This is a genomic window from Phocaeicola sp., assembly GCF_048170425.1.
Lineage (GTDB): Bacteria > Bacteroidota > Bacteroidia > Bacteroidales > Bacteroidaceae > Phocaeicola.
On the sequence record NZ_DBEXBB010000251.1, the window covers coordinates 1 to 10,226 of the forward strand.

Annotated in this window: 9 protein-coding genes; 2 read left to right on the forward strand and 7 right to left on the reverse strand. The window is 43.1% G+C overall.

Annotation, left to right across the window (positions count from 1 at the left end; translation table 11 throughout):
* Nucleotides 1-75: 75 nt before the first annotated feature.
* Nucleotides 76-1,452: a hypothetical protein gene (locus tag ACMJ0U_RS09910; RefSeq protein WP_417129800.1), complete on the forward strand. Its 1,377-nt coding sequence runs from the start codon at nt 76-78 to the stop codon at nt 1,450-1,452.
* A gap of 65 nt (nt 1,453-1,517) precedes the next feature.
* Here ACMJ0U_RS09910 and ACMJ0U_RS09915 read toward each other — a convergent pair whose 3' ends face one another.
* Complete coding sequence (locus ACMJ0U_RS09915; protein WP_417129801.1) at nt 1,518-2,099, reverse strand: DUF3109 family protein; 582 nt, start codon at nt 2,097-2,099, stop codon at nt 1,518-1,520.
* A gap of 133 nt (nt 2,100-2,232) precedes the next feature.
* On the opposite strand from ACMJ0U_RS09915, the gene ACMJ0U_RS09920 reads away from it, so the two are divergent.
* Nucleotides 2,233-2,835 (forward strand): ribonuclease HII, encoded by a 603-nt coding sequence (locus tag ACMJ0U_RS09920; protein WP_417129807.1) that lies wholly within the window; start codon nt 2,233-2,235, stop codon nt 2,833-2,835.
* Nucleotides 2,836-2,908: 73 nt separating this feature from the next.
* Here ACMJ0U_RS09920 and ACMJ0U_RS09925 read toward each other — a convergent pair whose 3' ends face one another.
* The 6 genes from ACMJ0U_RS09925 to ACMJ0U_RS09950 are packed head-to-tail and all read right to left on the reverse strand — an operon-like array spanning nt 2,909 to nt 10,088.
* Nucleotides 2,909-3,130: an immunity 17 family protein gene (locus tag ACMJ0U_RS09925; RefSeq protein WP_022053998.1), complete on the reverse strand. Its 222-nt coding sequence runs from the start codon at nt 3,128-3,130 to the stop codon at nt 2,909-2,911.
* Between the two features lie 2 nt (nt 3,131-3,132).
* The gene (tsaE, locus tag ACMJ0U_RS09930; RefSeq protein ID WP_417129802.1) at nt 3,133-3,561 is read right to left on the reverse strand and encodes a tRNA (adenosine(37)-N6)-threonylcarbamoyltransferase complex ATPase subunit type 1 TsaE; all 429 of its coding nucleotides are present in this window, start codon (nt 3,559-3,561) and stop codon (nt 3,133-3,135) included.
* A 32-nt stretch (nt 3,562-3,593) separates the two neighbouring features.
* A complete protein-coding gene (locus tag ACMJ0U_RS09935) occupies nt 3,594-4,415 on the reverse strand; it encodes a metal ABC transporter permease (protein ID WP_417129803.1) in 822 nt (273 codons plus the stop codon).
* Between the two features lie 14 nt (nt 4,416-4,429).
* Nucleotides 4,430-4,849 (reverse strand): phospholipase, encoded by a 420-nt coding sequence (locus ACMJ0U_RS09940; protein ID WP_417129804.1) that lies wholly within the window; start codon nt 4,847-4,849, stop codon nt 4,430-4,432.
* A gap of 11 nt (nt 4,850-4,860) precedes the next feature.
* Nucleotides 4,861-6,093 carry a 3-phosphoshikimate 1-carboxyvinyltransferase gene (locus tag ACMJ0U_RS09945; protein ID WP_417129805.1) on the reverse strand — a complete coding sequence of 411 codons (1,233 nt, stop codon included), beginning with the start codon at nt 6,091-6,093 and terminating at the stop codon, nt 4,861-4,863.
* A gap of 41 nt (nt 6,094-6,134) precedes the next feature.
* Nucleotides 6,135-10,088, reverse strand: a complete 3,954-nt coding sequence (locus ACMJ0U_RS09950; RefSeq protein WP_417129806.1) for a two-component regulator propeller domain-containing protein — start codon at nt 10,086-10,088, stop codon at nt 6,135-6,137.
* Between the last annotated feature and the right edge of the window lie 138 nt (nt 10,089-10,226).

Genomic DNA, 10,226 nt, shown 5'->3' on the forward strand with positions numbered 1-10,226 from the left:
TATTTTTAACAGCAAATAATTGAGTTGTAAAGGTAGACGATTGAGTCTGATTGCGTTATTCAAAAGAAAAAGGCTATGGAATTGCGCTATCAGACTCAATCGTTTTTTGTTATGCTGGTCTGCTTATTCTTTTTAGCAGGATGCGGCTCTTATCAGGTAGAAGAAAGTGAAGAAACCCATGCATCAGGTCCGTACGGAGTTGATGTAACCTTGTCCAATGCCCAGCTGTTCACTTCGTTGTATCCCTTGCATCTTTATTTTTTTGATTCCCGGGGAGCGGTTTCTTGGGAGGAGGAAGTATTGGCCCAACAGGAATGGCCTGCCCTTTCCATACAGAAAGGAGAGTACGTGTTTTCGGTTATATCTGGCTTTTCTTCGGGAGACTATCTTCCTCCGATGGCATTGAATTCCAAACAATTTCTGACTTTTTCTGAGGGAAATCATGCCAAAACGCCTCTGGTAATAGGAAAAAATGTAATCAAATTGCAGAATGACGTAAAAGTATCCGTATCCCTCTCTTATGCAGTGGCAGCTTTATACTTGTCCTTTGGAGGAGTACCCGATGAAGCTATTTCGGTAGAAGCCCGTATTTCGCCTGTCAGTTCTGGAATAACATTAGAAGGAACTTTAAGCAATGATGGGCAGTTTGCTTCCGTGCCATGTGAAAAGATAAAAGGAGTATGGAAGGCCGGGCCGATATATGTATTTCCCTCGAAAGGCCTGCAGACTCATCTTTCATTGAATATTCGAACCACGTCTGAAGAAACGGTGTATGGCTGTTTTTTCAATTATCCGTTAGAAGCCGGAAAGCCTTATCGTTTTGTCAGTACGGGCGATGGAGAGATATCCTTGGAAGGCAACAGTCAGATAGCCGGTTGGACACCAGAAGTATCAGAAGAGTTTCCCTTTGAGAATATGACAGAAGAAGGAGCATGGGAAGAGCCGGATACACCTGACGGAGAAGAAGGCTCGGGAGAGAGCGGGGATGAAGACAACGGGCAGGATACCGATGGAGACCCCGATGTGATTGTGTCTGAGGTATTACCCGAATCAGAAACCATTTGGGGACCTTTTTTTGTATGGAAAGTAGAACCTCTTTCCTCGAATGAAGTGATGGCTACACTCGTTTCTCCCCGGCAGTGGTTGTTGAAAAAAGCGGAGGCCGTATCAGTTTGCGAAGCCTATGAGGAAGATGGAATTTCAGGCTGGAGAACATTTACTACAGAAGAAGCCAAAGAATTCCGTGACCAGTATGATGACACAATTATAGAACTTAGCGATATGTTGTCGAAAAATGGGTTAGACCGTTTCAATAAATATGATTGTCGCTATCTGTGCAATGACTTTAATTCCACTTTTTGTTTCTACAACACCCAAATCGTGAAATCAGGAGAAACCGTAGATTATGCTTTGCGCCTGGTGAAAAAAATACGCGTAGAAAAATCAAAATAAAGACACGACAAATCCCGCCACAGCAATCTCATGTGAGAGTTATCTGTGGCGGGATTCTTATTCTTTTAAATCAGATGTTGCGCCTCTAATTCTTTGGCTACATTTTCCAGTTCCTGATACCATTCGGCTCCGAATTTTCGAATCAACGGTTCTTTCAGAAACTTATAGACCGGCAGGTTTTCTTTTTTCCCCAGCAGTACAGCAGCCTTGCATACGTCCCACCGGTGATAATTGACCGCTTTATACGGGCCATAATCTCCTATGCGTATCGGATACAGATGACAGGAAACCGGCTTGTAGAAATTGCATTTCCCTTCACGGTATGCTTTTTCTATGGCACAATAACAATAGCCTTTTTCATCGTAGCAAGTAAACACACAATCTTTTCCGTTGACAATAGAAGTCACCAAATCACCTTCCTCGTCTGTATAGACCACTCCTTGACGGTTGATTACGTCCTGAGCTTCCGGAGCCAGATCATCCCAAATTACGGGCAACACTTCCTCCAGTTTTTCTACTTCTTCCAGTTCTACCGGTGCCCCTGCGTCTCCTTCAATGCAGCATTCTCCTTTGCAGGCGTGCAAGTCACATAGAAATTTTTCCCGGAATACATCCAGGCTTACTATTACGTCATCAATCTGTACCATAAGTCTCTTTTTAGTGCGGCAAAGATACGAATAATCAGTGAATAACATAGGGATAACTTCTGCTGAAAATAAATGGCTACACTTGAAAAAAACACTACCTTTGCAGTCCGAAAAAAAATGGAATGATTCATATATGCTGTTGCCCTATTTACATAAAGAATGGATAGAAGCCGGTTGCGATGAGGCAGGTCGTGGTTGCCTGGCGGGAGCCGTTTATGCCGCGGCTGTCATTCTTCCTTCCGGATTTCGGAATGAAATGCTCAATGATTCTAAGAAACTGACGGAGAAACAGCGTTATGAACTGCGTACCGTAATAGAGAAAGAAGCCGTAGCTTGGGCTGTAGGCGTAGTGACGCCCGAAGAAATTGACAAGATAAATATACTGAATGCCTCCTTTCTGGCCATGCACAGAGCCATATCTCAGTTGCAGGTCACTCCCCAGCATCTGCTGATTGACGGAAACCGTTTCAATCCATATCCGGGAATTCCGCATACCACTATAGTGAAAGGAGACGGAAAATATCTTTCCATAGCCGCTGCTTCCATTCTGGCAAAGACTTATCGTGATGATTATATGAACCGTCTGCATGAAGAATATCCCGTGTATGACTGGAAGGGTAACAAAGGTTATCCCACCAAAAAACACCGGGCTGCCATCGCTGCCTACGGCACGACTCCCTATCACCGTATGAGTTTCAATTTGCTGGGCGACGGCCAGTTATCTCTTGATTTTTGAGATGTGGAAAAATAAAACAGCCTGTTAATAACCGACGACAGTTATTAACAAGCTGTTGAAAACTCTGTTTGTTTTACACCGTACCCTGAATAGACAGGAAGAAAAAGATTCCTGTTCCCATCATCAATATGCCAATCAGGGCATAAAACCAACGCGCCTGTTTTCGTCCTACGTTTCTCACGATGAACTGCGTGTTCTGTGCCGTGAAAAACCAGTTCCAGTTACAGATAGCTGCCAATACAGACAAAAGCCCTACTAGAACAAACAACCCTTGTATAAAATAGTGTATTCCCATTTTTATGCGTTATTCTCATCGAAGCGGACTATGCGTGTGCCGTCTTCTTTTTCTTCAATGTACACGTTCACTGCGTTACCGGGAAGCAGTTCCTCAATCAGTTCCGGCCATTCAATGAAGCAAAGCGCGCCACTGTAGAAATAGTCTTCATATCCCATGTCGTACACTTCTTCCAGCTTTTTGATGCGGTAGAAGTCAAAGTGATAAATCAGTTCTCCATTCTCGTCCGAACGATATTCGTTGACAATGGCAAATGTCGGTGAGTTGATGACATCCGTCACGCCCAATTCTTCACATACGGCCTTGATGAATGTAGTCTTTCCGGCCCCCATCTTGCCATAAAAGGCGAAAACCGTGTTGTCTTCCATTGCTGCAATGAATTCTTTGGCAGCTTCGTGGATATTTTCCAGTGAGTTGATTTTTATTTCCATAATACTGTGATTTTAACTTGATTCCGATATTCTTAATGAGCCGTTTTCTTGCGTAGCATGCAAATCAACTTGGCTCCTACGTAAATTAAAATTGAGATAAATATGATGGCTGCCCCGGAAGGAACCCGAAGCTGGTAGGAAAGTAACAGACCTCCTAAACAGCCTGCGTAACCGATACCGACCGACAGCCAGATAATGCGTTTAAAACTATAGGTAAAGAGATTGGCCGTCATCTGCGGAAGTGTGAGCAAAGAAATAGCCAGTACGATGCCCACCATGCGCAAGCAGGCTACGATGGTCAGAGCGATGAAAGCCATGAGCGTGTACTCGAAAGCTGCCACAGGGATACGTTGCGAACGGGCAAACTCCCGGTCAAAAGCAATGGCCGTGATAGGTCTTAGAAACAACGTAAAGAATAAAATGAGTGCCACGCTCAAGATAGCCAGTAGCATAATGTCACTCCGATTAATAGTCAGGATGTTGCCGAACAGAAAGGACGATAGGTCGGGGGTGAATCCAGGAGCTAAAAAGCTGAAGATGATACCTACCGCCATACCAAACGTCCAGAACACCGCAATGGCAGAATCTTCGCGCATATCACTGCGCTTGCTGAGCCATTCCACGCCAAAAGCTGACAGCACAGAGAATACAGCCGCACTTAAAATTGGTGAGATGCCTGCATACAAGCCGATACCGATTCCCCCGAAAGAGGCATGCGTAATCCCTCCGCTGATAAACACCAGCCTGCGGGTTACGATATACGTTCCGATAATTCCACAGGCAATACTGGCAAACAGACTTCCTAGCAGGGCATGTTGGAAAAAAGTATATTGAAACAGTTCTATTATATTCATTGGCCAATAGCTGGTTAGTGAAAACGACGTTCTCCGACAATCAGGAATACTTCATCTTTCAGTTCGTCAGGAATTTCTATTCCGCGAAGTTGCAAGCTGCGGCACCATCCGGCTACCTCTTCCTCCTTCATGGTGTACATGATTTCCCGAAACTCATTGATTTCCTTTTCCGTGTAGTTATCCGATGGATGTCCCTTGAAGCGGTCCAGCTCCTCATCGTCGTAATATTCTATTTGTTTGCTGACAGCTGCCAGCAGACTTTCTTTTTCACAAATCTCATGCTGTCCGCAGCATTCTTCGTCCACGGTTTTTATTTCGGGGGCTTCCTTCAGTTCCCCTCGTTCTATTTTTTTCTGGATAGAGCGGTTATAAAAGAATCCGGCTATCAGTCCAAAAATGACTACTCCAATTAAAATAATGACAAGAATCCACATAATGAATCAGATTAAAGTTGGGTGATACGAAAGCCTGCCGTCAGTAAATCATCCCAGAACCGGGGATAAGACTTGGATACAACGTGCGGATTACGGATGCGCAATGTACCGTTGCAGAGAGCGGCCGGTGCAAACGCCATGGCCATGCGATGGTCCTCATATGTATCGATGGCGGGTGACTCATCCGGAACACATCGGGTACCGTTCCATGAAAGTACAGAGCCTTCACTCTCTTCCAGTACATAACCTAATTTACGCATTTCGGCCATTAAGGCAGCCATCCGGTCAGTTTCCTTGATTTTCAGACTTTGCAGGCCGGAGAAACGGAACGGTATTCCCAACATGGCGCAAGTCACCACGAAGGTTTGTGCCAGGTCTGGCTGGTTCACAAAGTTATATTCCATCCGGTCGGTATGCGGATGTGTTTTCTTCAGTGTCACGCTGTTTCCTGCTCTTTGCGTGCAGACACCCAATTGTTCAAACAGTTCAGCCACTTTGGCATCCCCCTGCGGACTCTGTGCAAACAATCCCGGAAGCGTTACGACAGCTTCATGCTTGGATAGTGCTACGATTTCATACCAGTAAGAAGCTGCGCTCCAGTCACTTTCCACATAGTAGGGGACAGGATGATAAGGCTGCGGAGCCACCTGCAAAGTATGGTCGGATGTCCATTCCGCTTTTGCGCCAAAATCTTTCATCACTTTCAGCGTCAGGTTAATATAAGGACGTGAAATAATTTCTCCTTCCAGTTTCAGGTTCAAGCCGTGGGCCAGCATCGGTCCTATCATCAGCAAGGCCGAGATATATTGTGAACTGACATTGCCCGGAAGACAGAGTGAATGTCCTTCCAGTGCCTTCCCTGTAATCTTTAAAGGAGGGTAGCCTTCATTTTCCGTGTATTCAATCTGTGCTCCCAGACTTTTTAGCGCGTCCACCAGAATCTTGATAGGGCGTTGTCTCATTCGTTCAGTTCCTGTCAGTACATGTGTACTGGGAGTTACGGACAAATAAGCTGTCAGAAAACGCATGGCCGTACCGGCAGCCATGATGTCAATCGTTTCCGGCATGTGTGCCAATGCTTCTGTCATCACGCGCGTATCATCGCAGTCCGACAGGTTTTCCGGACGGCATGTACTGGCCGCCAGTGCATTGATGATAAGTGCCCTGTTGCAGATACTTTTGGAAGAAGGCAACTGAATACAAGTCTGTATGTCAGCCGGTGGGGTGATTTCTATACACTTCATGGTTCAATCAAATCTTTGTGACGCAAAGATACACAAAATTTTCATTCTGTTTTATGTGCATGACTGGCTATATACTCTCCCGGTTTCATTCCGAACTGTTTCTGGAAACATTTGCTGAAATAAGACGGATTATTGAATCCCACCATGTAGCTTACTTCATTAATGCGGTACTGGTTTTCCAGCAAGAGGGAAGCTGCTTTCTTCAGTCGGATAATCTGAATCATTTCATTCGGTGTCGTGTTGGCCAGTCCTTTGATTTTTACAAATAATCCGGAACGGCTGATACACAGTTTCTCGGCTAAGAAGTCGACCGACAGTTCTTCGTTGTTCAGGTTCTCTTCAATCAGGTGATTCATTTTTTCCAGGAACACCTTATCGCTCTGATTGGCCGCAATGGAATTGATGGAAACCGTCGGCATTTGTGAGAACTTTTGCCGTAACTGCAAACGCAGTTCCAACAGGTTTTTGATGCACGCCTCTAAGTATTGCAATGAGAAGGGTTTCTCGATGTAGGCATCCGCTCCACAATTCATACTCGTAATCTTGGCTTCCGTATCGGTCTTTGCCGTAAGCAGTATAAACGGAATGTGACTGGTCAGTTGGTTGTTTCGTACAGCTTTACACAAATCAATTCCATTCATGTTCGGCATCATCCAGTCGCTGATAATCAGAGCCACTTCCTGTTCCTTTAACTTGTGGAGCGCATCCACCCCATCTACAGCCGTCACAATGGTATAGCTGGTCTGGAAGTGAGAAGAAAGGAAGTGCAGCATGTCTTCATTGTCGTCTACAATCAGCATGATGGGGAGCACTTTTTGCGATGTGACAGCCGTGTCATTAATATCCTCCGGAAGCGGATTGCCCGCCTGATTTTCTTCTTCTTCAACTGACTGCCTTTCCTGTCTTTGAGGAAGAGTGATAATGAACGAAGACCCACGTCCTGGCTGGGAAGTTACATTGACCTGTCCATGGTGCGCTTCCACTATCCCTTTTACGATACTGAGCCCGATACCAGTACCCGGCTTGTTTTCTGAAGCCTGATAGAAAGGCTTGAAAATCTTTTTCAGTTCTTCCTCGTTCATTCCTTTTCCATTGTCTTTCACCTCGATGGAGAAGGCTTGTTTTTCGGGATGTTCCTGAAACCGGACTTCAATCCTGCTTTCCGTATATTTATTGGCGTTGGTCAGCAGGTTGCTCAGTACTTTGGTAATCGCTTCTTTATCTACATCCGCATGAAAATGCTCATTGGGGTAAGTCACGGAGAAGCTGACTCCATTTTGTTGTAATGTCGGTGAGAAACGTTCACATACGGCCTGCATCAATTCTTTGATGGATTGCGAAGTGAACTTCATCCGCATTTCTTTCTGTTCCACTTTCCGGAAATCCAGTAACTGGTTTACCAAGTACAGCAGCCGTTGGCTGTTACGGTCAATAATCTCCAGTTCCTGCCGTTCGTTGGCAGGAATATGAGTTGATTGCATGATTTTCTCCAACGGTCCGATGATAAGTGATACCGGTGTACGTATCTCATGCGCAATCATGGTAAAGAAATTAATCTTAGCCTCGTGGATTTCTATTTCCTTTTTACTATTCAGTTCGTCAATGGCTTTGGCATGTTTCTTTTCACTGCGTTGTATGACGTAGCGTAACAACAGTCCCAAGGCAAGAAGGAATAGCAGCACGTAACCAATTTTGAAAGGCAGGGAAAGATAGAAAGGCGGATGCACGATGATGCGGATGGAGGTGCCCTCTTCGTTCCATATATTGTCATTGTTGGACGCTTTCACCCTGAATGTGTACGTACCTGCCGGAAGGTTGGTGTAGGTTGTGCTATGCTGTGAACCCACATAATTCCATTTTTTGTCAAATCCTTCTAAGATGTAGGCATACTGGTTTTTCTGTGGAGTGCAGTAACTTAATGCTGCGTAAATTAGTGTGACAACATTATCTTTGTACGACAGATGGATTTCTTTCAGATGGTCAATGGCTTCTGGCAATATTCCGTCTTCCTGAGTCTCAATTTTTTGGTTAAAAATCTCCAGTCCGGTCAATACTACATTGGGCTTTTGTGTATTCAGCTTTAGAAGATGAGGATAGAACGTATTGAAACCGTTGATACTTCCGATATAAAATTCACCGTTGCGGGTTTTCAGTGCGGAGGCCATGATGAATGCTTCGCTTTGTAAGCCGTCGCTTTTGGTAAAGATTTGCGTGGCATGCGTGGATGGAGTATATTTGACGAGCCCTTTGGCCGTGGTGAGCCACAGACAGTCTTCTCCTTCCAGAATGGCATTGATACATTCATTGGGGATTTTAAGCGGTTGGTATTCAAATGTATCTTTAAGAGGATTGTATAGGTACAATCCCTCATTGGTCGCAGCCCAGATTTGATAATCTCTGTTAATACACAGATGGTTGATGTTGAGGCAATTAATACCTTTTTCTTTATTGTAAGTTTTCCATGTATTTTGTTCGGGGGAGTATTGGAGTACTCCTTCTCCTTGAGTGGCTATCCATAGATTCTTTTTCGAATCTTCTATGATTGCGATAATCAGAGCATCTAAGTTTTTGATATGAGTAAAATGTTCAGCTTGTGGATTATATAAACAGAGACCACTCATGGAACCAGTCCAGATTCTTCCCTTGCTGTCTTTGAAAATAGAATAGATGCTGTTCTCATCAAGTCCGTTGGTGGTATTATAGTTCTTGATGCTTCCAGATTGCGTATTTAGCACTTGTATCCCGTCACTGTATGTACCTATCCATAATTGGTCATTTATGGCACAGAGTGAATGTTGGTTATTTTTTTTCAGTGCTTTTCTTCCGATAAAGTCTACAAATTGTCTCGTGGAGGGATTGAAACAGCTTAAACCTGAGTCATCGGATGCAATCCAGATGTTTCCATTTTCATCTTCACAAAAGCGGCTGATTATTTGACTATTGAAATAAGGGATATTGTCTGAACCAGAATAGCCATTAAATTGTCCACAGTAAGGAGGAAGATAATTTACTCCGTTATAATATGTGCCCATCCATACACCTCCTTCTCGGTCTTTCAACATGGGATAAATGAATTTGTCAGACAAAGAGTTGTTTCCTTCTCCATATTGGTTGTAGAGGTAACTCTCTTGTGTAATTGGATTGAAGATAGTAAGTCCATCGTCAGAACCAATAAAAAAGATTTCGGGAGAATATTCAATGATGGAATGGATATGTAATATACTTTTTCCTTTTTCTGGTGTCAGGTATTTTTCCACTTCTCTAGTCTGGGTGTTTAATTTCCATATTCCTTTTTCCCAGGTTCCAATCCATATGTGATGTGAACTATCTTCCCATAGAGCGATGGAATAAACCCCATTAGGTGCATTTTCAATATGGTATATTTCGAATTTGTTGGTTACCTTATTTAGATGGCAAAGCTGATAAGGACCTGATGCCCAAATATTGTTTTGTTCATCATTTAATAAACGGATAATAGTATTTTCGTTTTCTGGTATTTCGAATTGCGTTAGTTTGTCGGTTTGTCTATTATATTTAAAAAGACCTTGTTTACGTGTAGCAATCCAGATGTTTTTTTCTTTATCTTGAATAATATGGTTTATCCAAGATTGTATTTTAATATTATTGCTTGCCTTTTTCTTGAACGGAGTAAATGTATCTAAGACCTGGTTGTAAATGTATACTCCGTTTTCTGTTCCTATCCATAGTTCATTGGTATTTGTTTCACAGATGGTATTGATGGAATTTGCACGTAAATTAGCATAAAGCGGATTGCTTTTTTGATAGAAAGTAAATTGGTTTCCGTCAAATCGGCTTAGCCCATTGTCTGTACCTATCCAGATAAATCCTTTTTGATCTTGAAGTATAGATGAAATGTTGTTAGAGGAGATACCGTTTTCTATGTTATAATGTCGAAAATGAAACTGTGTAGGCAGTATGGCATATCCATATAAGTGAATTGATAGGCTGAGAATGAGGCTGAGTAGGATTTTCATATGTATAGGTATCTTTAGAATCTTTACAAAGATGTTTAAAATATACGAATGAAGCATATAAAATAGTCTAGAAAAATAATGTAAAAGTCTAATTCGGAGAATTCTTTTTGTGGGTAGGGCTATAAAGAGATTAATTTT